Here is a 23,885-nt window from a genome sequence, read left to right as displayed (position 1 = left end):
GGATAGTCATGTTGAATCGTAGAAACTTTCTGAAATTGGGCGCTGTCTCGGCCGCAGCCGGCCTCTCTGGTACTGCGGTGATGACCAAGGCAGAAGAGATGCGTGCCTGGGGCAATAAGGACTTTTCATACCAGACCGGCCGGGAACGGAAAGCAGTACCCAGTGCCTGTTACCAGTGTGTTACCCGCTGTCCCAATGTCACTTATGTGGAGGATGGACGTATTGTCAAAATCGAAGGGCAGATGAACTCCATTCGTACCGAAGGTGTGATGTGTGCAAAGGGTCAGGGTGGCGTCAATCAGCCCAACGATCCGGACCGGATTCTTTACCCGATGAAGCGGGTCGGCGCCCGTGGTGAAGGTAAATGGAAACAGGTCTCCTGGGATGAAGCACTGACCGAGCTGGCTGCCCGTATTCAGACGCTGAAAGACAGGGGCGAGCCGGAAAAATTCATGTTCCATTATGGCCGGATGAAATCGTCAACCAGCAAGATGGTAAAGACGTTTCTGGCAACGGTTGGAACTGCAACTATCGGTGACCATACCTCGATTTGTGAAGGGGGCAAGTGGACTGCCCAGGAACTCACCTGGGGCGGTCACTACGATACTTGGGACTTTGACAATACCCGGTTCGTGATCAACTTCGGATCCAATGTATTTGAAGCCGGTACAAACCACATTCCCACTTCCCATCGTCTGATACGGGCCATGGCGGAGCGGAACGTCCGCATGGTCACCTTTGATGTGCGCCTCTCCAATACGGCGGCCAAATCCTCGGAGTGGGTGCCGGTCAAACCCGGAACCGATCTGGCGGTGATTCTGGCGATGTGCAACGTAGTTATGTCAGAGGATCTCTACAAGGGCGAAGGAGAAAAGTTCCTTCGGTTCTGCAAGGTCACAAAGAACCATGATGCCGGTCTGGATGAAAAGGTCGCTGCGCTGAAGGCCCATTTTGCACAATACACGCCGGAGTGGGCGGAGAAGATCAGCGGTGTACCGGCAGCCAGTATCCGGCGCATCGCACGGGAATTTGCTTCGACCCATCCAGCCTGTGCCATCAGCTATCGCGGGGCTATTGCACACTTCAATGGCAACGACACGGAGCGGGCATTGCAGACCCTGGCCGCCATCACCGGAAATATCGATAACCCCGGCGGCCGGTGCAAGGCAGTGGGTCCCAAGTGGCACTATCCGAAAGGTCCAAAGAACCTGCCCAAAGCGCGCAAGCTGGCCCTTATGGATGGTCCGAAAGGTGCGGCCGCTTTTCCAACCCATCACATGAGTCACAACATCCTGAAGATGATCAAGGATGGCAGTGCAGGCCGGCCCGAGATCTATCTGACCTATAAGTACACGCCGGTTTATGCCAACGGCGAGACCCAGGAGAACATCGACATACTGAAAGATGAATCGCTGATTCCCTACTTTGTTGTCTGTTCGCCCTTCTATGACGAATCCGCCGCCCTCGCGGATCTGATTCTGCCTGAACCCACCTATTCCGAGCGCTGGGACTGGGAAGATATGGTCTCGCCCGTGCAGATTCCCGAGTATTACATTCGCCAGCCAGGTGCCAAACCGATGGGTGAGACCCGTGACTTTGGTGACGTGGTGTGCGAACTGGCTGAACGGCTTGGCACCCCGCTGGGGTATAAGACAAAACAGGAGTTTGTCCAGCGCTCCTGCGAGATGACACCGGAAGTGGCGGCAGTCGGCGGTTTTGAATACATGAAGAAGCATGGTGTCTACCATGACCCGGCGGCGAAGCCTGTCTATTTCAGCTATCGGAAAGAGCTACCGTCATCTGCGTATCTGAAAGAGAGTGTGGTGCTGGATGAAGAGACAGGAGTCTACTGGGATTGGAAAAAGGCCCACCTGCACTCTGCAGAAGAGGCCATGGCAAAAGGTTATACCCGCACCAAGAAGTCCTACAAGGCTTATGTCGGACAGCGTATTGGTGATAAGGTCTATGCCGGTTTCAGACCCGATAAAGTAAACAAGTCCGGTTATTTCGAGATTTACTCCAATCTCGTCGAGGCCAAGGGATTCTCCCCGTTGCCAGCCTGGGTGGCGATCCCGGAGCATGAGAAACTGGGACAGGATGATCTGATCCTGACCACCTTCAAGGTGGCCACCCAGATCCATTCACGCTCACCCAATTGCAAGTATCTGACCGAGCTGTACCACAAGAATCCCGCCTGGATTAATCCACTGGAAGCGGCCAAGCGGGGGATTGCGGATGGTGACAAGATCAAAGTGAAATCAGCCATTGGTGAAATTGTTACCGAGGCCAAGGTGACGCCGGCCATCAATGTCGGGGTTATAGCCATCTCTCATCACTGTGGGCACTGGGAGTATGGACGCTATGCCTCCGGTAAAAAGGCGCCGGGTGGACGGGATGACGATCCTGATCTGGAGCGGATCTGGTGGAAGGGTGACAACGGTATGCACCCCAATTGGTTGATTGCCAATTCACCTGATCCGATCAATGGCCAGCAGCGCTGGATGGATACAGTCGTACAGGTGAGCAGAGCATGAATACCGCGGCTACCATGACCCAAGTGAGCGGTGACAACAGGGTTGCCGCTTCCAACCTCGCCATGGGCGACCTGGCACAGGAGCGTGCTTCCCTGCTAGGTCTTCTGGCGACCCTGTTCCGTGCCAAACCCAACAAAGAGATGTTGTTGACATTACGCTCTGAGGCGTTGCGTGATGCGCTGTGCCAGGCCGGCATAGTGCTGGATGAGAAGTTTTACACTACCGATATTGATGAGCTTACTGAATCATTATCGGTACAGTTCACCAGCCTCTTTTTATTACCCGGTTCACTCATATCACCCCATGAGTCGGTTCAACTGAAGGGTGGATCAGGGCTGCTCCGGGGACCGGAAACATCCAGGGTGGCGGAGTTTTACCAGTATGTCGGTTTTCAGCTGGACAATGCCATCCCGATGGAACCGGATCACATCAGTATCGAGCTGGAGTTTCTCGGTCACCTGAATGAAGAGGAGTGTATCGCCTGGCGTGCCGGCCAGACCGACAAGGCGCTGGATGCCCTTCGTTATCAGAACGAGTTTCTGAGCCGGCATCTCGGTAATTGGGTTTCTGATTTTGTTGAAAAAATAGAGGAGGCTAACAGAAGCAGTTTCTATACCCAGGTTGCGCAGATGACCCGCGCATTTCTGAATGAGCAAAAGAGCGCGCTTCCCGATCAGATAGCAGGATTGGAAGCGGTATACAGCAACGGTTAAAGGAGGGGGAGTTGTGAGCCGCGAGCCTACTAACACGTCAGCGTCATTGGCCACTTCAGTGAAGCAACGGGAACGAACCGACAGAAGAGACGGCTGGAACGGCCGGCGAAGCGGTTGGTTCGCGGCAGGATTTATTGTGGCGATTAACATCTACCTCCCCACGGCCGCATGGGCTTGCGGCTGGTGGGGAGAGGAGGAGTACGATAACAACAGTGAAGCAGTTACGGTAGATAGCGAGGGACAGGTAGAGGATAACTCCCAGAGTGCTGATGATCCGGAAGCACTGACACGTCAGGCCAATCGCCTCAGGCAGTTTGGCAATGCGGGTTATGCTGGTGCGGTCAGACTCTACCGACAAGCGGCGGAGATGGGCTATGGACCGGCACAGAACAACCTTGCCGCTATGTATGAACAGGGGCTTGGTGTGGTACCGGACATTGGTCGGGCGGCGTACTGGTATCAACTTGCCGCCGAGCAGGGTGAGCCGCATGCCCAGCACAGTATTGGAGAGATGTTGCTGGCCGGGCTGGGTGTCGGGCAAGATAGGGAAAAGGGGATCTACTGGATAGAGCAGGCGGCTAACCAGGATCACGCGTCGGCCTGCGCCAGCATGGGAAAACTCTATACATCCGGTGACTACCTGGAGAGAGATATCAAACAGGCTCTGTACTGGTGGAAAAGAGCACAACAACTGGGCTATCCGAATGCCAGTGAAGCGATGAAGGCGCTGTTATCGGTAAAAGGTGGTGACAGGGTGTCAGGCCGGACCGGTGCCGAATAATCCTCCACGCCGATTAACTGGGGTTGGTGCCTGATAATCCGGTGTAGAGCATTGCTGGCGGCTGTTCCGCCAGGGTCATAAAATACTGTTTTGGCCGGTGCGCTCCTGGCGGAGCGTCTATGTGGCTGGATGGGAAAACGGATTAACCGGGTACGGCGATGCTTTTAAAAATCATCAGTGGTGGACAGACCGGGGCGGATCGGGCGGCACTGGATGCCGGGCTGGACGCCGGCTTTCCCATTGGTGGCAGCTGTCCGGTGGGCCGCATGGCGGAGGATGGCCCGATTGATCAGCGCTATAACCTGCTTGAAATCGGTGGTGGCTATCGGCAACGCACCCGGAAGAATGTTGCAGACGGGGATGGGACGGCGATTTTTTATGACGCCTACCTGCAGGGAGGGACGGAGGCGACCGTTGCTTTCTGTATCAAGCAGGGAAAACCTTACAAGTTGATCGATATAGCGCTGGTCACCCAGACGGTGGCGGTGGATCTGTTGATGGACTTTGTTCAGCAATTCAATATCTCCATCCTGAATGTTGCCGGCCCCCGGGCGAGCGGCTGCCCCGCCATATACGACTACGTAAATCAGGTGATCAGCCAGGTCATACAGCGCTCAATGGCGGAATAGGCAGCGTGCTGCTAGCGGTGGCCGGCAAGGCAACAGAACACGTCCGTCCACACAGCGCCGGTGGTTGATCGAACCGGGGATTCGGGCTACTCTGGCGCCGCTCATACAGAGCACTATTAACCACTTATTCTCAGGGCAGGGTGAAATTCCCTACCGGCGGTAATTTCGCATTCAGCGGAAAAGCCCGCGAGCGCCTGCTTCGGCAGGGTCAGCAGATCCGGTGAGAAACCGGAGCCGACGGTGACAGTCCGGATGGGAGAGAATAAGGCATTCTGCAAGTCCGGCTTCCGGTCGGGTTTCGTTGCGCCTGTTCGTCGGCTTCGGGCCGGCATGTCCCTTTACGCCCTGATTCTGGAACTCATTGGGAGCAAGCCATGAATCAGACCAACCAACCTTCACTATTGAACCACTTCGGCGATCCCCATTCCCGTGTTGAAACCGCCCTGGAGGCACTTCGGGACGGCCGGGGTGTACTGCTGGTGGATGACGAGGATCGGGAGAACGAGGGCGACCTCATCTTCTCCGCTGAACAGATCACACCGCAACAGATGGCGATGCTGATCCGGGAGGGCAGTGGCATTGTCTGCCTCTGTCTTAGCGATGAAACTATCCGGCGCCTCCAGTTGCCCATGATGGTGAGCGATAACACCAGTCGCAATGGCACCGCCTTTACCGTCTCCATCGAGGCGCGGAAAGGAGTGACCACCGGCGTCTCCGCCGCTGACCGGGTGACCACGATTCTAACCGCGATTGCCGATCACTGCCGGCCGGAGGACCTGGCCCGCCCCGGACATGTCTTTCCCCTGCGGGCCCAGCCGGGGGGAGTGCTGAGCCGTCGCGGACATACCGAGGGGACCGTGGATCTGATGCGTCTGGCCGGTCTCCGCCACGCCGGAGTGCTGTGTGAACTGACCAATCCGGACGGCACCATGGCGCGTCTGCCGGAAGTGATCCGCTTTGCCGAGCGGCATGATATGCCGGTGTTGTCTATCGAGGATCTGGTCGCCTACCGGACCGGGATGCTCGGCGAAGCGGTCTGAGCTTTCCGGTCAACAGGCAGGCTGCGCGCCATCGCGGCGACGCACCCTGCCTGGCCATATCCGGTACAACGGGTGCCGGCCAGTTGGATTACTGCTCTAGGGTTTTTCGCATTATTCGGTATCGCGGCTACAATAGGCCGGAACTCTTTTACGCTGTCCCAACTGCAGTTTCCAAATCAGAGCAACCAAGAGATTTTACTGAATGAATAATTTACCCAAAACCATGCATGGTGTCTGGCTTACCGGACATGGCGGATTTGAAAAGCTGGAACTGCGTCATGATATTCCGGTACCCCAGCCAACCGCCAATGACGTGGTTATCAAGGTGTCGGCGGCCGGTGTCAACAACACCGATATCAATACCCGTATCGGCTGGTATTCAAAGGGGGATGGGGCCAGCGAAGACGCCGCCTGGACCGGAGACCCGATCAAGTTCCCGCTCATTCAGGGCGCCGATGTCTGCGGTTATATTGTGGCGGTGGGTGAAAACATCAGTAAAGAGCGGATCGGTGAGCGGGTTCTGGTTGAACCCTGCCTGTGGGAGGTGAACAGTCAGGCTCTCTCCCGGCCCTGGTATCTGGGATCTGAATGTGATGGTGGATTCGCCGAGTACACCGTGGTTGCTTCCCGGCACGCCCACAGTATCACCTGTTCCCTCACCGATACTGAGCTGGCCTCCTTTCCCTGTTCCTATTCCACGGCCGAGAATCTGCTCACCCGCTCCCAGGTAGGGAAAGGGGATCTAGTGCTGGTCACCGGTGCATCCGGGGGCGTGGGCTCGGCGGCGGTTCAACTGGCCGTGGCCAGAGGGGCTGAAGTTATCGCGGTTACCAGTCCGGCCAAGGCGTCTGCGGTTATGGAACTGGGGGCCGGGGAGACCGTGGCCAGGGGCGATAGCGTTACCCAGGCGCTGGGTCACAACCGGGTGGATGTGGTGATCGATCTGGTCGGGGGGGCGCAGTGGCCGGAGTTGCTGGAAGTGCTGAAACCCGGCGGCCGTTATGCGGTGTCCGGTGCGATCGCAGGTCCGCTGGTTGAACTGGATTTGCGCACCCTCTATCTGAAAGACCAGAGCCTGTTTGGTTGCACGGTGCTGGAGCCGGAAGTGTTCCCCAACCTGGTCAAGCGCATTGAGCAGGGGGATGTCAAACCGCTGGTGGCCCATGTCTTTCCGCTTGATCAGATCACCCAGGCACAAGAACTGTTCCTGACTAAAAAGCATACCGGGAAGATCGTACTGTCGATCGGTTCCGAACAGTCCTAGCAAGGATTAGCCGGTATGATGGGCGGTTACCTATGACTTTTCGGTGAACGCTACGGTCAAATCCAGGTAGGCGACTGGCTGGTCGGTTCCCGGATTACCGATCTATTTAACGCCGGCATCTTTGCCCATGATCATGAGATCAACCAGAAAGGAGCGCCGCACCAGGCGCAGTATCAAGTCCCGTTTGATAGGCTGGTTCTTCATGCTGTTGCTCGGGGTTGTGCTGCTGGGGGTGCTCATGGTATTGCCCTGGCGCTGGCTGGCACCGCCCACCAGCGCTTTCATGTTGGCGGAACAGTGGCAGTCTGATCGTCAGATCGATTATCGCTGGATGCCACTGGAGCGCATCTCTCCCCAACTGGCGATTGCGGTGGTGGCATCCGAGGATCAGAAATTTCCCCATCACCACGGCTTCGATCTCGACTCGATCATGGATGCCCTGTTATCGGAGCGGGGCCGAATCCGGGGCGCCAGCACTATCAGCCAGCAGGTCGCCAAGAATCTCTACTTGTGGAGTGGCCGAAGTTTCCTGCGCAAGGGGATCGAAGCCGGCCTGACCCTGCTGATCGAAAGCCTCTGGCCGAAGCGGCGGATCCTGGAGGTCTATCTCAACCTGGCGGAGTTCGCCCCCGGTATCTACGGTGCCGAAGCAGCCAGCCAACGGCTGTTTGGCAAAGCCGCCGGGCGACTCACGCTGCATGAAAGCTCCCTGCTGGCAGCGGTACTGCCCAACCCGAAGCGCATGCGGGTGGTATCACCCTCGGGTTATGTCGTTGGCCGCGCCCGGGATATTCGCCAGCAAGTTCGCCAACTGGGTGGCCCGGGCTATCTCGGTTTTCTGCCTTGACCGACGAATGGCGCCCCGGGAGTGACCGGCTGACAGCATCAGGCGTGGCTGTGCTGACCGGGATGGGGGCTTCGTGGCGGATAAAATCAGGTACTACAATTTTACCGCTTCAAACAACGGATCTGTATCAGGGAACCTCATCACATGGTGAAACGCCATCTGCTTTTCTGGTTTGTGTTGATGCTGGTGGCTATCGCCAACGGCACCCTGCGCGAGTGGCTCATGGGCCCGGGATTGACAGAGCTGGCGGCGCACCAGTTGTCCACCCTGACCGGTATCCTTTTGACCGGGTTGGCGGTCTGGCTTTTTTCACGGGTCTGGCCGTTGACCTCCCCCTCACAGGCGTCGCTGGTAGGCTGCTGCTGGCTGTTGTTCACCCTGCTGTTTGAGTTTACGTTCGGCCACTTTGTGGCGGGGCACCCCTGGGCCAGACTGCTGCACGACTACAACCTGGCTGCCGGACGGGTCTGGCCGCTCTTTCTGCTCTGGGTCGCGATCATGCCCTACCTGTTCTACCGGATAGGGCGATCCCGCAGCGGATAAACCACGACCCTGCCTGGTTGATATCGCTGTTGCCGGCTTTATCATTGCCCGGCAGCCTATGTGATAATGGCTGCCCCATGCGGGGCAGTGAAACGGACAAGCCAAGGTAACTACTATGAAATATTCCAAGCTGGGCAGCAGCAATGTTGAGGTCTCTCGTGTCTGCCTGGGCACCATGACCTGGGGTAGCCAGAACAGTCAGCAGGATGCCAATGCACAGATCGAGTATGCCCTGTCCCAGGGAATCAATTTTATCGACACGGCGGAGATGTACGCTGTGCCGCCGACGGCAAAAACCTACGGCACAACGGAAACCATCATCGGTAACTGGCTGGCGCAGAACAGCTCCCGGCGCAGTGAATTTATTCTCGCCAGCAAGATCGCCGGCAATGGCCTGAAGTATATCCGCAACGGCGGCGACATCACCGGCGAGGCGGTCATCAGCTCGGTGGATGCCTCATTGCAGCGCTTACAGACCGACTATATCGATCTGTATCAACTGCACTGGCCCAATCGCACTTCGCCCCACTTCGCCAAACACCATCCCGGCATGTTGCGCTTTACCGACGTGGATACCCAGGCCCATACCGCCCAGATGCTGGAGATTCTTCAGGCCCTGGATGAGTGTGTCAAGGCGGGTAAAATCCGTTATTTCGGGCTCTCTGATGATACCCCCTGGGGTATCAACGAGTATATTCGTCTCAGCGAGCAGCACGACCTGGTGCGGGTCACCTCCATCCAGAACGAATTCAACCTGCTCCATACCAAGGATTGGCCCTACCTGATTGAAAACTGCGTGCATGCCGACGTGGCCTATCTGCCCTGGTCACCGCTGGCGGCCGGTGCCCTGACGGGAAAATATATCGACGGGGCGCGCCCCGCCGGTACCCGCTGGAGCAAGATGCAGCGCAACGGGCTGTTCCGGGATACCGAGACCAGCAACGCGGCGGTCAAGGCCTACGTGGAGGTGGCACAGCGGCACGGCTTGACCCCCGCCCAACTGGCCCTGGCCTGGTGTAACCAGGTGGATGGGGTCACTTCCACCATTATCGGTGCCACCTCCATGGCGCAGTTGCAGGAGGATATTGCCGCCTTTGAACTGACCCTGGACGAGACGGTGCTGAAGGATATCGCCTCGGTGCACCGGCAGTATCCGGTACCTTTCTGATCCGGACGCCATGCCCGTTGTCCTGATCCTGTTCCCCGCACGCCGATGACCGGCCGGCGTGTGGGCGCGCTGCCGGGGCCGTTGGTTCGGCACAGTCGGCTACTGCAGGATAGGCGATGATTCTCTCCTGTCTGCTGCTGTTCAGCTCCGCCTTTCTGGCGGCCACCATTCTGCCTTTCTATTCCGAAGTGGTCCTGTTTGCCCTGCTGCGGGACGGGGGTGATCCGCTGCTGCTGGTGACGATAGCTACCCTGGGCAACACCCTGGGGGCGGTGGTGAACTGGTGGCTGGGCAGGTTCCTGCTGCACTTCCAGGATCGTCGCTGGTTCTACTTCAAGCCGGAGCAGGTAGAGCGGGCACAGCGCTGGTTTCAGCGCTATGGCTTCTGGAGCCTGCTGCTGGCCTGGGCGCCGGTGGTGGGTGATGCCCTGACCCTGATAGCCGGGGTCATGAAAGTGCCTCTTTGGCTCTTCCTGTTGCTGGTGGGGGTCGGCAAAGCCGTGCGTTATATCTCGGTGGTCTATCTGACCGCCTGGACTCTGCTATAGGACTCGGTAACCGCTCTGTTGCACGCCTGCCGATCCTGATACTGAGGTTTTCCATAATATGGCTGTGGTGTCAAACCGCTACAATGCAGTTAACAATAATTAAAGGAGGAGAGGAATATGTTTGGAAAAATCACTGCTATCTGTCTGGGAATGAGTCTGGCCGCTGGCACCGCCTTGAGCGTATCGGCGGAAGAGGCGGCGCCAACCGTTGATCTTAAGCGCCTCTCCCTGGAGACGGCCCAGGAGATCGCCCAGGGCGCGGTGGAAGCGTGTCGCAAAGAGGGCATTCAGATCGGTGTCACGGTGGTTGATCGGAACGGTACGCCCCAAGCCATCCTGCGGGATACCATTGCCGCCCCCATCACCCTGGAAATCAGCCGGCAGAAGGCGTTCACTGCCGCCAACTTCAACGCTGCCACTTCCCAGCTGACCTCCCGGGCAGATACGCCGGTCGGGCGGGTACAGGGGCTGGTGATGTCCGCCGGCGGTCTGCCGATCCAGGCTGGCGGTATGTTGCTCGGCGCCGTGGGGGTCAGTGGCGCCCCGTCCGGTGAGACCGATGAGGCCTGTGCCCAGGCGGGGATCGACCGGGTGCTGGATGATCTGGAGATGTCCCTGTAACCCGGGCAGCCGCAAATCCTCAGCACGGTTGCCGGCAGCGAAAAGCGACACGGAAAGCGCCTTAAACAGCGCCTGATCCTGCGGCTGCTGCCGGTAATCTGTGAATCCCTCCTCCCTGGAGCAGCCGGGCCATCTCTCACCACAGCGGTTTAAGGCTGTTGGCCTGCTGCAGGAGCAGGCAGGGCAGTACAAAGCGCTCCAGGCGGGGCGTTTCTGTGCTAAATTTGTCCCGTCAAACTGATGAATGTGGCTATGGTGCAGATGTACTTCAGGACCCGGTGGTCAGGTAAGTCTGTTGGTCTGGCTACGTGCGTTTAAACCCGGGGAGGTTTCGGATGGATCGGGAGCTTCTCCAGTAATCGATGACCTCTGGAGATTAAGCCGATGATCACATCAATCATATTACTGAATGTCGTCCGGGAGCGGATAAACGAGGTCGCTGAACAGTTGGCCGAGATGGAAGAGGTGTCTGAAGTCTACTCGGTGACCGGTAACTACGATCTGGTCGCCATTGTGCGGGTGAAACATAATGATGACCTGGCCAGGTTGGTGACGGAACAGTTGGTGAAGATCGACGGTATCGAAAAGACCGACACCATGCTGGCTTTCAAGGCCTACTCGAAACATGATCTGGAGGCGATGTTTTCACTCTGATTGCACCGCATAGCCTGTTCAGAATATTCCCCCCTGTTGGGGTATGATGGAGAAGGGCACGATTTTCGTGTCAGGTTAATCGAGGAGAATAGGCCATGAGTGAACCCGTATGTGCCGCCGACCACCCATTCCCGGTGGATGTGGAGCAGGGCAAGAGCTACTTCTGGTGCGCCTGTGGGCGGAGTGCCAAGCAACCTTTCTGTGATGGCTCACACAAGGGGACCGATTTCAGTCCGGTCAAGTATGAGGCGACCAAATCGGAAACTGTCTACTTCTGTGGTTGCAAGCGGACCAAAAACAAACCGCTGTGCGATGGTAGCCATAAAAACTGCTGAATGAACCCGCTGCCCCGGCCTGCTTAAGCAGGCCGGGGCAGATCAGTTTTTGTGGCTACTGGTTCAGGGCGCGGGCCCGGAGCGTCTCCATGAAGTCCGCTGCAAACTGATCACCAGAGAGCTTGCTGAAATCCAGGTGGTATTTGCCATTCACCACCAGTGCAGGGACACCGGTCAGCTCGGCCTGTTTGAACAGGCGCTTTGAGCGCTCGATCTTTGTCGAGACCTCCTCGCTGTCCATCTGCTGAACCAGTTCCTCCTTGCTGACACCCGCATCGCTGAACAGGTTGGCCACTTCGTCCAGGCTGGGGTAGCGGGGCACTTTCCGCAGCTCGTCATAGAGTTCGAATACCCGGTCATGGTGGGATTCCTCTATCCCCAGCGCCTGCATGGCGTAATAGATCCGCGCCTCGATCTCCCAGCGCGGGTTTGGTGCCGCCGGGATGGCGATGAACTGGATGTCAGGACTGCTCTGGCGGAACGCTTTGACCAGCGGTTCCAGTCCGTAGCAGTGACTACAACCGAACCAGAAGAACTCCACCACGTAGGGTTCGCTGGCGCCCAGTTCATGGTTCGGGAAGGGGGCTTTCAGGGGTTTGAATTTGTCCGCGAGGATATCTGTCGTCGTCTCTGCCTGGGCGACCTGCTTGCCAGGCTCGGGTTTCGGGACCTGGGTGCCGTTGTCGCAGCCCAGCAAGCTGAGGGCCAGGCAGGCGATGAGTAGGTAATTTTTCATAAAATTCCACTGGATGATGAAAGGGTGACAAGGCCTTGGCCCCGGCTTGGAAGGGGAAGGATAGCGGTACAACTGCGCGACTTCAACCGCATGCCGACGCTTGAAGGCTCTATGAATGGTCGGGGTGGGACAGCCTTCACGCCATGTCCGTTGCGTGTAATACTCACGGCTGCCTGATCGTGTAAAGTTGCTTTTCAACCGGGTGGCCAGGGGTATCGGCCTATACCCTCTGACCGGAGGAGCTGTATCCGTTGAGTTATCGAATCGATTCCACCATACAGACACTCACACCACCCAGAATCCTGCTGCTCGATTGGCATGCCACGCTGGTGGATTCACTGGATGCCATGTACCGGGCGATTGACGATCTGCTACCCCAGTTCGAGGAGTTGGGACTGCTGGGTCGGCTCGCCCCGGAGGAGCTGAGCAAGACGCCGGACGACGTGAAGCTGGTCCGGTTTGTACGCATTTTCCGCCGACTGCACCCAAAAATTCGTGCCGAACGGCGGGTCTCCCGTACCGATATTTTTGACGCCCTGTTTGGCCCCGACCTGGAGGCGATTGCAATTGCCCACAAGGCATTCAACGCCTGTTACCGGGATCACTTCGGCGAAGTAAAGCCGTTTGAAGCGGGGATGCGGGAGCGGCTGCAGCTGCTGCGCCAACTGGGTATCCGGCTGGGTGTGCCCACCAACCGCAGCCGGGAGTTCCTGGAGCGGGAGATGCTCAGCCTGGAGGGGGGCAGTTGGGTGGAGCTGTTCGATACCACCGTCTGTGGCGATGAGGTGACCCATCACAAGCCGGCACCGGATGTACTGCTGAAGGCGATTGCCAACCTGGGGGCGAAGCCGGGGCCGGACGTCTGGTATCTGGGGGACAGTCGCACCGATACCATTGCCGCCAAGGAGGCCGGTATCACCAGCATCTTCTACAACGGCGCCATGTGGGACTGGGACTGGCTGGAGCGGATCTTTCCCCGCACCGAGCAGCATCCGCACAAGCCGGATGCGGTGGTGGACGATCTCGATTCGCTGCTGGATCTGCTGCACAGCCTGGAGCCGGCCGTTCAACCGCCGGAGCGGGCCGCCCTCTGGTCGGCCCGGCCGGAACGGCTGCCACCACGCCGCCAGCCGCCACCACGCATTGAGCCGGACTGGCACCCGGCGGTGGTGGATCTGACCGCCCCGGTGTTTCTGCTGTTTGACTGGCACGCCACCCTGGTGGACACCCTGGATGCCATGTATCACGCCGTGGACGACATGCTGCCGGAGCTGGATGAGCTGAAGTTGTCGGAGCGGCTGGTGGATCCCGCCGACAGCAAGACCCCGGAGGATGCCCGGCTGGTGGAGCATGTGCGCGACTATCACCAGCTCCATCCCAAGATCAAGGCGGATCGCAAGATCTCCCGGACCGATATCTTCGAGGTGCTGTTCGGCAACGACGAGGCAGCCAAGCAGATCGCCCACGCCGCCTTCAATCGCCACTACCGTAACCACTTCGGTGCAGTCTACCCGTTTGAGCCCGGGGTAAAGGATATGCTGATCGGGTTGCGCGCCCTGGATCTGCAACTGGGTGTGCTGACCAACCGGGACCGGGAGTTCTTTGAGCAGGAGCTGGCGGCCGTGGAGGGGACCGGCTGGACCGAGCTGTTCGATACCACGGTCTGTGGTGATGACACCGCGCTTCGCAAACCCCATGCCGATCCGATTTTGAAGGCGCTGGAGAATCTGCATCTGCGCCCGGGACCGGAGATCTGGTATATCGGTGACAGCACCACCGACACCATTTCGGCCAAGCGGGCCGGGGTCACCAGTGTCTTTTTCAACGGCGCCCAGTGGGATCAGCAGTGGTTGGACAAGATCTTTCCCGGTACCGAGCGACATCCGCACAAGCCGGACGTGGTGGTGAATGATTTTGGTGAGTTCTGGGCGCTGACCCTGGCCTGCCGCGCCGCCCGTCCGCGCAAGGGCTGGAGCATCTGAGCCGCCGTATTGGGATGGATATAGATCATTACCACTGCCCGAACTGTGGTCGCCCGATCGAGACCTGGGTAGCCCGTCGGCCCGAATTTACCTGCGCCGATTGTGGCCAGGCGTTTCGCTCCAACTATGGATACTCCCTGAAACGGAGCGCCCTGTTTGGCCTGTTCTGCTGGATTGGCGGCATGGCGTTGGGCGGTCTGCTGGTTGAGCCGTGGCAGGTGGTGTTTGTGTTCGGCATTGAGTTCGGCGCCCTGTTGGCCTTTGGAGCCGCCTTTCTGCTGCACCGTTTTTCCATTCGGATCACGCCGATCGGGGAGGGCGGTGAACGGGGCGCGCAGGCGGAATCGAACCGGTCGTCCTAAAGTCCTACTGAGCTGAAATTGCTCCCTGCCTTGAGTCCGTAGTGGTACTCCAGGTCGAACTCCCGGATCAGATTATCCACCACCTGCTGGCCCTGGGTGCGCTGCATCTCACCCAGGATCATGCGCACGGCGTTGCGGTTATAGCCGCTGCTGAACTGCAGTTGAACCCGGATCAACTCCCTGGCCCTGTCGATATTCATCATCTCTCTCCTGCACGTGGTCGGGTTGTGCGCTAACTTCAATATTTAAATATATAGACTAACGGCAAAAAGCATCTGGAATTTGCAAAACTAAATAAAAAAACAAATATAATTGCATTGATCCGCACTGATGCCTATGCTTTAGGTCAGTTCAGCAGTCTTGCCGGTATCTAACAACCCTGAGAGTCTATGGATAGTCAGCGACAGCCTGCCAGTGACCATACCGCCGTGAATGGTCCCCAGACCCTTGAACAGCTCTCCAGATTGCTGGCCGAGTTGAAAGCGGGTACCGCCGGCCTGCGGCTCGGTAAACGGGCGCTTGAAGTGCTGGATGGCATGATTACCTATCCCAAGCAGTCTGCGATCTGCTCTATATCTGACCTGGCCGATAACTTCGGCGTTAATCCCTCCACCCTGACCCGTCTGGCCAAGTCACTCGGCTACAAGGGGTTTGCCGAAATGCAGCGGGTGTTCCGGAATTACACCGCCGGCACGGAGCACTTCTACAGCCTGCGCGCCGGGCAACTGTTTCAGCATGACCAGGGGCATGAGGGCATCCACCTGGCGAGTCAGATCGCCAACGAGGAGACCGGAAACATCGCCAGCATGCTGGAGAGTCTGAACAGCGATACCCTGGATCGGGTGGTGGATCTGTTGATCCAGGCGCCACGCATACGTATCCAGGGGCTGCGCCAGTCCTATCCGATCGCCAACTACCTCTCCTACGGCCTGGGCTTGATCCGCAAGGATGTGGCGGTGCTGAGTGTTGCCCAGCACGGCATTATCCATGGGATCTCCCAGCTGGAGCCGGGTGACCTGCTGTTCACCATCGGTAGCGCCCCTTACACCCGTAGCACCGTCACCGCTTCCCGGGTGGCCCGGGAGCAGGGTATTGAGGTGGTCACCATCACCGACAATCACGCCTCGCCCCTGGCGGCGTCGGCCAGTTACACCTTTATCTCCCCCACGTCAGGCTCCTTCTTCAGCAACAGCATGAGCGCTTCCCTGGTATTGATTGAGGTGCTGCTGTCGCTGGTGGCGCGCAAGTTGGGAGACCAGGCGCTGGATTCGTTAAAACACTATGAAAATCTGATAGGAAAGACACAGGTAGAGATATGAACAGCCCGCATGAGAGTCTGCTGGTGAACTGTGAGGACGGTATTGCTGAACTGCGATTTAACCGCCCGGAACGATTGAATGCGGTTAATGAGGCGCTCTATGCAGCCTTGCGGGAACAGCTGCAGCACCTGGAGCAACAGGCCGATGTGCGGGTGATCCTGCTCACCGGAGCTGGTCGCGCCTTCTGTGTGGGAGCCGACATGAAGGCCCATGGTGCGGGTACCCGAACAGCCTATCAGCGGCGCCAGTACCTGGACGCTGAACAGCAGGTGTGCCGGGCCATTCGGGCATCGTCCAAGCCGGTGGTGGCGGCGGTCAACGGCTACGCCCTGGGGGCGGGAGCCGAGATGGCCATCGCGTCCGACTTTATCCTGATGAAGGCGTCTGCCCGGATCGGGCTGCCGGAGATCACCATCGGGACTTTTCTGGGCGGGGGGGTGACCCATATCCTGCCGCGACTGGTGGGTCTGGCCAAGGCACGCGAACTGGTGTTTCTGGGGGAGAAGATCGATGGCCCGGAAGCGCTGCGCATCGGGCTGGCCAACCGCTGTTTCGCCGATGAGCAGTTCGAGCAGGAGGTCCGGGCGTTCTGTCGCCAGCTGGCCCGGGGTGCTCCCCACTCCATGCAGCTGGCCAAACGGCAACTGAACAGCGCGGCGGAACAGGGTTTCGACCAGGCGTTGCAGGCGGAGCTGGAGGGCATGACTTTCTGTGCCACCACCCGGGACTGGCAGGAAGGGGTGGATGCGTTTCGTGAAAAACGTACGCCACGGTTTGAGGGGCGCTGAGATGAACCACCCTACCGAGAGTCCGTTGCAACCCATCCTGGCCCCCGGCTCCATCGCCGTGGTGGGTGCCTCACGGGATGCCGGAAAGCGGGGCAATATGGCGATCCGCTATCTCCAGCAGAACCGGTTCCAGGGGAGGATCTACCCGATCCACCCGAAGGAGTCTGAAGTGCTGGGTCTGACCTGCTACCCGACAGTGAAGAGCCTGCCGGAGGCGCCGGATCTGGCCCTGATCTGCACGGCGGCCCATACCCTGCCCGGATTGATCCGCCAGTGTGGTGAGCGGGGCATCCGCGGCGCGGTGGTGCTGGCAACCGGCTTCTCGGAAACCGGTGAAGCGGGACAGGCGCTGGAAGAGGAGATGGTAGCGGCGGCCCGGGCCATGGGTCTGCGTATTATCGGACCCAACACGTCGGGCATGTTTACTACCCACTGCGGTGCCAACCTGGTGGGCTTTCGGGATCTCCGTTCCGGCCCGATCGGTCTGCTCTCCCAATCCGGCAATATGGCCCTGTCACTGGTCACCGAGGCGGGTCAGCATCCGTCACTCGGATTCTCCACTTACGTGGGGGTGGGGAACGAGGCGGATGTACAGTTCCATGAATACCTGGACTACTTTGCCGCTGACCCCTACACCAGGGTCATAGTGGGCTATGTGGAGGGGCTGAAGCAGGGGCGGCGTTTTCTCCAGTCAGCCGCCAGAATCAGCCGGGAGAAGCCGCTGGTGATCTATATGTCGGGTCGTACCGCCGTGGGCCAGCAGTCGGCACGCTCCCATACCGGGGCGCTGTCCGGCAGCTATGCCCTGGCCAAGGGTGTGATGCGCCAGGCCGGGGTGCTGCTGGTGGAGCGGGCCGACGAGATACTGCCGGTGGCCAACACCCTGGCGGCGACCCGTGGGCAGTTGCCACTCCGGGGTAAACGGGTCGCTATCCTGGCCGATGGCGGTGGACATGCGACTATTGCTGCCGATGCCCTGCATCAGCTCGGTCTCTCCATTCCCCGCCTGGGCGAGACGACCAGAAACCGGTTGCGGGAACTGCTGCCGCCATCCGCGGCGGTCAATAATCCGGTGGATGTGGCGGGGGGGACCGACAACCATCCCCAACTGTTTGCCGACTGTGCCGAGGTACTGCTGGCAGACAGTGATATCGACATTCTGCTGATTGTGGGCCTGTTCGGCGGATATGGACTGCGTTTCTCCGAGTCTCTCTCCAACGACGAGTTACAGTGTGCCCGGCGTCTGGCTCCGCTGCCGGATCGTTTCGACAAGCCGGTGTTGCTGCAGAGTCTCTACCGGCCGCTCCAGCCGGAACCACTGCGTTATCTGGAAAATACCAGCATCCCACTGTTCAGCTCCATTGATGAGGCGGCTCGCTGTCTGGCGGCCATCGCCGATTATGATCAGGCCAGAACCCGCCTGGCCGACCATGAGCAGAGCGAGCGTGCCGAGCTGTCCGCCAGCGTATCCGACCGGATAGGGGAGGTGTTGCAGAGTGGCCGCCGTTGTCTTTACGAGTACGAGGCGCTGGATGCGCTGGCCGCCTATGGAGCGACCGTTGTCCCGCCCCAGGTCATCCGGGATGAACAGGAGTTTGATGAAATTGTGCCGTCTGCGGCGGAATCACGTTACGTAATGAAACTGGTCTCCCGGGATATTCTGCACAAGACCGATGCCGGGGGTGTCAAGCTCAACCTGGTCCCGGATGACTTTGTGCCGGCCTACCGGGAGATCCTGGCCAATGCCCGCCGTTATCGACCCGATGCCGCTATCGAAGGTGTATTGCTGGCGCCGATGGCGGAGCCGGGGGTGGAGGTGATTATCGGTGTCACCCGGGACCGGCAGTATGGTCCGGTAATGATGTTTGGACTGGGTGGCGTGTTTGTCGAAGTGCTGCAGGATGTGGTATTTCGTGCGCTGCCCCTGAGTCGCGCCGACGCCCTGGAGATGCTGGACGGGATCCGTGGCAGCAAGGTGCTGGATGGCGTACGGGGTGGCGCAGCGGTCGACCGGCAGGCCCTGGTCTCCCTGATGCTGGCGGTATCCGATCTCTGTGTCAATCACCCCGAGATTGTTGAGCTGGATCTTAATCCGGTGCTTGCAAGGCCGATGGATTATTGCGTACTGGATGCGCGCATTTTATTAAACCCACAACAGGAGGCAGCATGAGTGATCTCCCGCAACTGGTCGACGCGGAACTGAGCCTGCAGGAGCGGGTCGCCACCCTGACCCTGAATCGCGATGATGTGCGCAATGCTCTGACCGGCACGGCGCTGATTGATGATATTGAAACCACTATTCAATGGGTCAACCGGACCCCCGAAGTCGGGGTGCTGATACTGACCGGTGCCGGGCGCGCCTTCTCGGCGGGTGGAAATATCAAGGATATGCAGCAGCGCAGTGGCGACTTTGGTGGCGATGTGCACCAGGTCCAGCAGCAGTATCGGGAAGGTATCCAGCGCATTCCCCTGGCTATGCATCAGGCGGAGGTGCCACTGATTGCGGCCATAAACGGCCCGGCTATCGGCGCCGGTTTTGATCTTGCATGCATGTGCGATATCCGGATAGCATCCGCCAATGCGGTCATGGGTGAGACCTTTGTGAATCTGGGTATTATTCCCGGTGATGGAGGGGCCTGGTTCCTGCAGCGGCTGATCGGTTATCAGCGGGCAGCGGAACTCACCTTCAGTGGCCGTGTGATCGATGCCGAGGAAGCGCTGGCGATGGGCATTGTGCTGGCGGTGGAGATGCCCGAAGCGTTGCTGTCCAGGGCACGGGAGATGGCGGCCGGTTTCGCCGCTAAACCGCCCCAGGCGCTGCGCCATACCAAGCGGCTGATGAAGCTGGCACAACGTCAGGAACTACCCGACTTTCTAGAGCACTGCGCCATGGTGCAGGGAATTTGTCACAATACCGCAGATCATCTGGAGGCGGTCAACGCATTTGTCGAAAAGCGTAAACCTGAATTCAAAGGGGTTTAGTAAGTTACCTGGGAGCCGTGCGATTAAACGGCATAACGACGGTTTGCGCATTTGATGGAGTAGCCTGCTGGCGAAGCGGGTAGTAACACGTAACTTGTTCACTTGTAGAGACTGATCACTTAAGGAGGGATTAGTATGTTAAAGACGAAAATTACCACACTGGCGCTTGTGGCAGGCCTCACGCTGGGAGCCGCTGCGACGGCCAGCGCTGAGTCATTTATCACTATCGGTACCGGCGGTGTAACCGGTGTCTACTATCCAACTGGCGGGGCGATCTGTCGGCTGGTGAACAAGGGCCGCAAGGAGCACGGCATCCGCTGTTCGGTAGAGTCCACCGGTGGTTCGGTTTATAACCTGAATACCATCCGGGCCGGTGAGCTGGACATGGGGGTGGCCCAGTCGGATTGGCAATACCACGCCTATCACGGCACCAGCAAGTTTGCCGAGAGCGGGGCCAACAAGGAGTTGCGCGCTGTCTTCTCGGTCCATCCGGAGCCGTTCACCGTGGTGGCCCGTGCCGATTCCGGTATCAAGACCTTCACCGATCTGAAGGGTAAACGGGTCAATATCGGTAACCCCGGTTCCGGTCAGCGCGGCACCATGGAAGTCCTGATGGAAGCCCTGGGCTGGACCAAGGACGATTTCGCCCTGGCCTCGGAGCTGAAATCAGCGGAGCAGTCGAAAGCGCTCTGTGACAACAAGATCGACGCCATGGTATTCACCGTTGGTCACCCCTCCGGTTCCATCAAGGAGGCCACCACCACCTGCGATACCGTGCTGGTGTCGGTCACCGGGCCGGAAGTGGAGAAGTTGATTGCCGATAACGCCTATTATCGTGTCGCCACCATTCCGGGTGGTATGTATCGCGGCAATGACCAGGACGTGCAGACCTTTGGTGTGGGTGCCACCTTTGTCTCCTCCACCAATACGCCGGCAGATACGGTCTATCAGGTGGTAAAGGCGGTATTCGAGAACTTCGATGATTTCCGTAAGCTGCATCCGGCCTTCGGCAACCTGAAGAAGGAGCAGATGGTGAAGGATGGTCTGTCAGCACCGCTGCATGATGGTGCGAAAAGATACTATAAAGAAGCCGGCCTGATGTAAGGAGGCAAGGGGGGCGGCCTGCGGGCTGCCCCTTTTTTGTCCAGGGAGGGTGTTTTAGCAAAACGCAGAATGAAGTTGGGAGTGGAGCTGGCCGGCTTTACCAGGGGCGCGCTGTGCTATACCTGAATGAAGGTGGAGCCTGTGAGCCGGGGTAGAAGAGTGGTCCATCCGGGAACACCGGGATGGAAAGATCGATGGCGACCCGGACCATGGGTGAGCCGCCAACAGTTCATCTCCATTCACCGCCTGGCCGTATCGGCAGGAGTGGCCGTGTGGCCAAACGGGATCCAGAGGGAGAGCATGATGAGTAAAGAGTCAACCCGAGAGGATATTGTCAGCGATCAGGAACTGAAGGATATGGTCGCCCAGACCGACACTGGCGCGCGACATCCGGCCGGTGTTCCGGGCAAGATACTGTTTGGTGTTCCGCTGGCCTGGTCACTGTTCCAGCTCTGGTACGCCTCACCCTTGCCATTCTTTTTTAATTTCGGTGTGTTCAACAACACCGAGGCGCGCTCGATCCATCTGGCGTTTGCCCTGTTTCTGGCCTTTACCGCCTATCCGGCCTTCAAGCGTTCGCCACGGGAGCATATCCCTCTGCAGGACTGGATTTTTGCCATCCTGGGCGCCTTGAGCGCCGCCTATATCTACCTGTTCTATGAATCCCTCTCGGGTCGCTCCGGCGCCCCGATCACCCAGGATCTGGTGATCGCCTCCATCGGTATGCTGTTGCTGCTGGAGGCGACCCGACGCTCGTTGGGACCACCACTGATGGTGGTGGCGATCATCTTCCTGATCTACACATTCGGTGGCCGCTATATGCCGGATGTGATCGCCCACAAGGGCCAGAGCCTCTCCAAGGTGATGTCCCACCAGTGGCTGACCACCGAAGGGGTGTTCGGCGTGGCGCTGGGTGTCTCCACCAGCTTTGTGTTTCTGTTCGTGCTGTTCGGTGCCATGCTGGAGAAGGCCGGTGCCGGCAACTACTTCATCAAGATGGCCTTTGCCCTGCTGGGGCACATGAAGGGTGGCCCGGCCAAGGCAGCGGTGGTGGCCTCCGCCGCCACCGGGCTGATCTCCGGCTCCTCCATTGCCAACGTGGCGACTACGGGAACCTTTACCATTCCCCTGATGAAACGGGTCGGTTTCTCCGGCGCCAAGGCGGGCGCGGTGGAAGTGGCCAGCTCCACCAACGGCCAGCTGACCCCGCCGGTGATGGGGGCGGCGGCGTTCCTGATGATCGAGTACGTGGGTATCTCCTATCTGGAGGTGATCAAACACGCCATTCTGCCGGCGGTGATCTCCTATATCGCCCTGTTCTATATTGTTCACCTGGAGGCCCTGAAAGCCAATATGCAGGGTCTGCAACGACCGGTTAACAGTACGCTGGCACAGAAACTGATGACCTTCGCCGCCATCGTAGCCGGCACCTGTGTGATCGGCCTGGCGGTCTATTACGGCATCGGTTGGATCAAGAGTTACACCGGGGATGCGGCTTTCTATATCGTTTCTGCCCTGGTGCTGGTGGCTTACGTCGGCCTGGTGAAGTTTGCCGCCCGTTATCCGGAGCTGGAGATTGATGACCCGGATAACCCGGTGATGGAGCTGCCGGAAGTGGGGCCCACGGTCAAGGTGGGACTCTATTTTCTGCTGCCTATCGTGGTGTTGATGTGGTGCCTGGTGGTGGAGCGTTTCTCCCCCGGCCTGGCAGCATTCTGGGCAACTCTGTTTATGATTCTGATCGTCATTACCCAGCGCCCCCTGGTTGCCCTGTTTCGGGGTGAGAGTGGCGACGTGGAGTGGATGCAGCTGCTGCATGGGGTGAATGACTGTATCGATGGCCTGGTGATTGGTGCGCGCAACATGATCGGCATTGGCGTGGCGACTGCGGCTGCCGGTATCGTGGTTGGTACCATCACTCTGACCGGAATCGGACAGGTGATGATTGAGTTTGTCGAATTCATCTCCGGCGGCTACCTGATCCTGGCGCTGATCTTCACAGCGGCCATCTGTATCGTACTGGGTATGGGGTTGCCGACCACCGCCAACTACATCGTGGTGTCCAGTCTGATGGCACCGGTGGTGGTCTCGCTGGCGGCCAGCAACGGTTTGATCGTGCCGTTGATCGCCGTACACATGTTTGTGTTCTACTTCGGTATTCTGGCGGATGATACGCCGCCCGTTGGGCTGGCGGCTTTTGCCGCCGCCGCCATCGCCAAGAGCGACCCGATCAAGACCGGTATCCAGGGTTTTATGTACGATATCCGTACCGCGATTCTGCCGTTCCTGTTCATCTTCAATACCCAGCTGCTGTTGATCGATATTGATGGCTGGTTTGAGTTGCTGCTGGTCATCGTCAGTGCGGTGATCGCCATGCTGCTGTTCGCGGCGGCCACCCAGGGCTACTGGTTGACCCGGAGTCGCCTGTGGGAATCACTGGCGCTTCTGCTGGTGGCATTCACTCTGTTCCGGCCCGGGTTCTGGTGGGATGAGTTGTATGCCCCGATGGAGATTATACCGGCTACTGAAATCGTCCAGGTGGCGGAAAACACCCCGGCAAACGGCAAGTTGCAGGTTACGGTTGCGGGAGAGAATCTGGACGGCAAGTTTATTCGCAAGACCATTCTGCTACCGCTGGGCGATGCGGGTAGTGGCGAGGCGCGCCTGATCAGCGCCGGGCTGGAGACCCGGACCGAAGGTGACAAGGTGTATGTCGACAACGTGGTATTCGGCAGTGTCGCCCAGAACGCGGGTATCGATTTTGACTGGGAAATTGTCCACATCGAGGTGGAGGCTGATCGACCGGCCAAACAGTGGATGTTTGTTCCTGCATTGATACTGCTGGCCCTGGTCGGTTTGGTACAGCGGCGACGTCATGCGCGGCAAACAGCACAGGATGCTGCTGTGTCTGTCTGATAACCATCATCAGCGGCCC

The 23,885-nt window shown here is 58.7% G+C and carries 23 protein-coding genes and 1 riboswitch; of the genes, 21 read left to right on the top strand and 2 right to left on the bottom strand.

Annotation, left to right across the window (positions count from 1 at the left end; all coding sequences use genetic code 11):
• The first annotated feature begins 8 nt into the window (after nucleotides 1-8).
• The 13 genes from AAY24_RS06365 to AAY24_RS06305 all read left to right on the top strand — a co-directional run bounded on the left by AAY24_RS06365 (nucleotide 9) and on the right by AAY24_RS06305 (nucleotide 11,677).
• A complete protein-coding gene (locus AAY24_RS06365) occupies nucleotides 9-2,534 on the top strand; it encodes a molybdopterin-containing oxidoreductase family protein (RefSeq protein WP_046858974.1) in 2,526 nt (841 codons plus the stop codon).
• Nucleotides 2,531-3,247 (top strand): TorD/DmsD family molecular chaperone, encoded by a 717-nt coding sequence (locus tag AAY24_RS06360; RefSeq protein ID WP_046858973.1) that lies wholly within the window; start codon nucleotides 2,531-2,533, stop codon nucleotides 3,245-3,247. The genes AAY24_RS06365 and AAY24_RS06360 overlap by 4 nt, the downstream gene beginning before the upstream one ends.
• A gap of 136 nt (nucleotides 3,248-3,383) precedes the next feature.
• Entirely contained in the window at nucleotides 3,384-4,028 is a 645-nt protein-coding gene (locus AAY24_RS06355) for a tetratricopeptide repeat protein (RefSeq protein ID WP_052761099.1), read from the top strand.
• Between the two features lie 158 nt (nucleotides 4,029-4,186).
• A complete protein-coding gene (locus AAY24_RS06350) occupies nucleotides 4,187-4,657 on the top strand; it encodes a putative molybdenum carrier protein (protein ID WP_046858972.1) in 471 nt (156 codons plus the stop codon).
• Between the two features lie 122 nt (nucleotides 4,658-4,779).
• A riboswitch (FMN riboswitch) is annotated at nucleotides 4,780-4,925 on the top strand.
• A gap of 106 nt (nucleotides 4,926-5,031) precedes the next feature.
• Complete coding sequence (ribB, locus tag AAY24_RS06345; protein WP_046858971.1) at nucleotides 5,032-5,697, top strand: 3,4-dihydroxy-2-butanone-4-phosphate synthase; 666 nt, start codon at nucleotides 5,032-5,034, stop codon at nucleotides 5,695-5,697.
• 202 nt (nucleotides 5,698-5,899) lie between these two features.
• Nucleotides 5,900-6,961 (top strand): alcohol dehydrogenase family protein, encoded by a 1,062-nt coding sequence (locus tag AAY24_RS06340; RefSeq protein ID WP_046858970.1) that lies wholly within the window; start codon nucleotides 5,900-5,902, stop codon nucleotides 6,959-6,961.
• Nucleotides 6,962-7,094: 133 nt separating this feature from the next.
• A complete protein-coding gene (mtgA, locus tag AAY24_RS06335) occupies nucleotides 7,095-7,808 on the top strand; it encodes a monofunctional biosynthetic peptidoglycan transglycosylase (RefSeq protein WP_082117236.1) in 714 nt (237 codons plus the stop codon).
• Nucleotides 7,809-7,952: 144 nt separating this feature from the next.
• Nucleotides 7,953-8,351, top strand: coding sequence for a hypothetical protein (locus AAY24_RS06330; RefSeq protein WP_046858968.1), 399 nt, complete (start codon nucleotides 7,953-7,955; stop codon nucleotides 8,349-8,351).
• 115 nt (nucleotides 8,352-8,466) lie between these two features.
• Entirely contained in the window at nucleotides 8,467-9,519 is a 1,053-nt protein-coding gene (locus AAY24_RS06325; RefSeq protein ID WP_046858967.1) for an aldo/keto reductase, read from the top strand.
• 116 nt (nucleotides 9,520-9,635) lie between these two features.
• Entirely contained in the window at nucleotides 9,636-10,067 is a 432-nt protein-coding gene (locus AAY24_RS06320) for a YqaA family protein (protein WP_046858966.1), read from the top strand.
• A gap of 117 nt (nucleotides 10,068-10,184) precedes the next feature.
• Nucleotides 10,185-10,688 carry a GlcG/HbpS family heme-binding protein gene (locus AAY24_RS06315; RefSeq protein ID WP_046858965.1) on the top strand — a complete coding sequence of 168 codons (504 nt, stop codon included), beginning with the start codon at nucleotides 10,185-10,187 and terminating at the stop codon, nucleotides 10,686-10,688.
• A 384-nt stretch (nucleotides 10,689-11,072) separates the two neighbouring features.
• Nucleotides 11,073-11,342, top strand: a complete 270-nt coding sequence (locus AAY24_RS06310) for an Lrp/AsnC family transcriptional regulator (protein ID WP_046858964.1) — start codon at nucleotides 11,073-11,075, stop codon at nucleotides 11,340-11,342.
• 95 nt (nucleotides 11,343-11,437) lie between these two features.
• The gene (locus AAY24_RS06305) at nucleotides 11,438-11,677 is read left to right on the top strand and encodes a CDGSH iron-sulfur domain-containing protein (protein WP_046858963.1); all 240 of its coding nucleotides are present in this window, start codon (nucleotides 11,438-11,440) and stop codon (nucleotides 11,675-11,677) included.
• A gap of 55 nt (nucleotides 11,678-11,732) precedes the next feature.
• Here AAY24_RS06305 and AAY24_RS06300 read toward each other — a convergent pair whose 3' ends face one another.
• On the bottom strand, nucleotides 11,733-12,413 hold the full coding sequence (locus AAY24_RS06300; protein ID WP_046858962.1) for a thiol:disulfide interchange protein DsbA/DsbL: 681 nt from the start codon (nucleotides 12,411-12,413) through the stop codon (nucleotides 11,733-11,735).
• 251 nt (nucleotides 12,414-12,664) lie between these two features.
• Here AAY24_RS06300 and AAY24_RS06295 point away from each other — a divergent pair, with 251 nt between their 5' ends.
• Nucleotides 12,665-14,395, top strand: coding sequence for an HAD family hydrolase (locus AAY24_RS06295; RefSeq protein ID WP_257720832.1), 1,731 nt, complete (start codon nucleotides 12,665-12,667; stop codon nucleotides 14,393-14,395).
• Between the two features lie 14 nt (nucleotides 14,396-14,409).
• Complete coding sequence (locus AAY24_RS06290; protein ID WP_046858961.1) at nucleotides 14,410-14,757, top strand: CpXC domain-containing protein; 348 nt, start codon at nucleotides 14,410-14,412, stop codon at nucleotides 14,755-14,757.
• Here the strand turns inward: AAY24_RS06290 and AAY24_RS06285 are convergent.
• Nucleotides 14,754-14,960 carry a hypothetical protein gene (locus tag AAY24_RS06285; RefSeq protein ID WP_234422256.1) on the bottom strand — a complete coding sequence of 69 codons (207 nt, stop codon included), beginning with the start codon at nucleotides 14,958-14,960 and terminating at the stop codon, nucleotides 14,754-14,756. The genes AAY24_RS06290 and AAY24_RS06285 overlap by 4 nt on opposite strands.
• 186 nt (nucleotides 14,961-15,146) lie before the next feature.
• Here AAY24_RS06285 and AAY24_RS06280 point away from each other — a divergent pair, with 186 nt between their 5' ends.
• From AAY24_RS06280 to AAY24_RS06255, 6 genes are all read left to right on the top strand, one after another.
• Complete coding sequence (locus AAY24_RS06280; RefSeq protein ID WP_046858960.1) at nucleotides 15,147-16,076, top strand: MurR/RpiR family transcriptional regulator; 930 nt, start codon at nucleotides 15,147-15,149, stop codon at nucleotides 16,074-16,076.
• Entirely contained in the window at nucleotides 16,073-16,864 is a 792-nt protein-coding gene (locus tag AAY24_RS06275) for an enoyl-CoA hydratase/isomerase family protein (protein ID WP_046858959.1), read from the top strand. The genes AAY24_RS06280 and AAY24_RS06275 overlap by 4 nt, the downstream gene beginning before the upstream one ends.
• Nucleotide 16,865: 1 nt before the next feature.
• Complete coding sequence (locus AAY24_RS06270) at nucleotides 16,866-19,034, top strand: acetate--CoA ligase family protein (RefSeq protein WP_046858958.1); 2,169 nt, start codon at nucleotides 16,866-16,868, stop codon at nucleotides 19,032-19,034.
• Nucleotides 19,031-19,846 carry an enoyl-CoA hydratase-related protein gene (locus AAY24_RS06265; protein ID WP_046858957.1) on the top strand — a complete coding sequence of 272 codons (816 nt, stop codon included), beginning with the start codon at nucleotides 19,031-19,033 and terminating at the stop codon, nucleotides 19,844-19,846. The genes AAY24_RS06270 and AAY24_RS06265 overlap by 4 nt, the downstream gene beginning before the upstream one ends.
• 135 nt (nucleotides 19,847-19,981) lie before the next feature.
• The gene (locus tag AAY24_RS06260; protein WP_046858956.1) at nucleotides 19,982-20,950 is read left to right on the top strand and encodes a TAXI family TRAP transporter solute-binding subunit; all 969 of its coding nucleotides are present in this window, start codon (nucleotides 19,982-19,984) and stop codon (nucleotides 20,948-20,950) included.
• A 300-nt stretch (nucleotides 20,951-21,250) separates the two neighbouring features.
• Nucleotides 21,251-23,866 (top strand): TRAP transporter permease, encoded by a 2,616-nt coding sequence (locus tag AAY24_RS06255; RefSeq protein WP_418064576.1) that lies wholly within the window; start codon nucleotides 21,251-21,253, stop codon nucleotides 23,864-23,866.
• Nucleotides 23,867-23,885 lie beyond the last annotated feature (19 nt).

The sequence above is a fragment of the Sedimenticola thiotaurini genome, assembly GCF_001007875.1.
Classification (GTDB): domain Bacteria; phylum Pseudomonadota; class Gammaproteobacteria; order Chromatiales; family Chromatiaceae; genus Sedimenticola; species Sedimenticola thiotaurini.
Note: the sequence above shows the minus strand (reverse complement) of the source record. Positions and strands in the feature narration are given on the sequence as shown.

What these genes read in the sequence shown, in the direction of transcription:
- AAY24_RS06365 (WP_046858974.1), top strand. Translation starts at nt 9, where the DNA reads ATGTTGAATCGTAGAAACTTTCTGAAATTGGGCGCTGTCTCGGCCGCA.
- AAY24_RS06360 (WP_046858973.1), top strand. Translation starts at nt 2,531, where the DNA reads ATGAATACCGCGGCTACCATGACCCAAGTGAGCGGTGACAACAGGGTT.
- AAY24_RS06350 (WP_046858972.1), top strand. Translation starts at nt 4,187, where the DNA reads ATGCTTTTAAAAATCATCAGTGGTGGACAGACCGGGGCGGATCGGGCG.
- ribB (WP_046858971.1), top strand. Translation starts at nt 5,032, where the DNA reads ATGAATCAGACCAACCAACCTTCACTATTGAACCACTTCGGCGATCCC.
- AAY24_RS06340 (WP_046858970.1), top strand. Translation starts at nt 5,900, where the DNA reads ATGAATAATTTACCCAAAACCATGCATGGTGTCTGGCTTACCGGACAT.
- mtgA (WP_082117236.1), top strand. Translation starts at nt 7,095, where the DNA reads ATGAGATCAACCAGAAAGGAGCGCCGCACCAGGCGCAGTATCAAGTCC.
- AAY24_RS06330 (WP_046858968.1), top strand. Translation starts at nt 7,953, where the DNA reads ATGGTGAAACGCCATCTGCTTTTCTGGTTTGTGTTGATGCTGGTGGCT.
- AAY24_RS06325 (WP_046858967.1), top strand. Translation starts at nt 8,467, where the DNA reads ATGAAATATTCCAAGCTGGGCAGCAGCAATGTTGAGGTCTCTCGTGTC.
- AAY24_RS06320 (WP_046858966.1), top strand. Translation starts at nt 9,636, where the DNA reads ATGATTCTCTCCTGTCTGCTGCTGTTCAGCTCCGCCTTTCTGGCGGCC.
- AAY24_RS06315 (WP_046858965.1), top strand. Translation starts at nt 10,185, where the DNA reads ATGTTTGGAAAAATCACTGCTATCTGTCTGGGAATGAGTCTGGCCGCT.
- AAY24_RS06310 (WP_046858964.1), top strand. Translation starts at nt 11,073, where the DNA reads ATGATCACATCAATCATATTACTGAATGTCGTCCGGGAGCGGATAAAC.
- AAY24_RS06305 (WP_046858963.1), top strand. Translation starts at nt 11,438, where the DNA reads ATGAGTGAACCCGTATGTGCCGCCGACCACCCATTCCCGGTGGATGTG.
- AAY24_RS06300 (WP_046858962.1), bottom strand. Translation starts at nt 12,413, where the DNA reads ATGAAAAATTACCTACTCATCGCCTGCCTGGCCCTCAGCTTGCTGGGC.
- AAY24_RS06290 (WP_046858961.1), top strand. Translation starts at nt 14,410, where the DNA reads ATGGATATAGATCATTACCACTGCCCGAACTGTGGTCGCCCGATCGAG.
- AAY24_RS06285 (WP_234422256.1), bottom strand. Translation starts at nt 14,960, where the DNA reads ATGATGAATATCGACAGGGCCAGGGAGTTGATCCGGGTTCAACTGCAG.
- AAY24_RS06280 (WP_046858960.1), top strand. Translation starts at nt 15,147, where the DNA reads ATGGATAGTCAGCGACAGCCTGCCAGTGACCATACCGCCGTGAATGGT.
- AAY24_RS06275 (WP_046858959.1), top strand. Translation starts at nt 16,073, where the DNA reads ATGAACAGCCCGCATGAGAGTCTGCTGGTGAACTGTGAGGACGGTATT.
- AAY24_RS06270 (WP_046858958.1), top strand. Translation starts at nt 16,866, where the DNA reads ATGAACCACCCTACCGAGAGTCCGTTGCAACCCATCCTGGCCCCCGGC.
- AAY24_RS06265 (WP_046858957.1), top strand. Translation starts at nt 19,031, where the DNA reads ATGAGTGATCTCCCGCAACTGGTCGACGCGGAACTGAGCCTGCAGGAG.
- AAY24_RS06260 (WP_046858956.1), top strand. Translation starts at nt 19,982, where the DNA reads ATGTTAAAGACGAAAATTACCACACTGGCGCTTGTGGCAGGCCTCACG.
- AAY24_RS06255 (WP_418064576.1), top strand. Translation starts at nt 21,251, where the DNA reads ATGATGAGTAAAGAGTCAACCCGAGAGGATATTGTCAGCGATCAGGAA.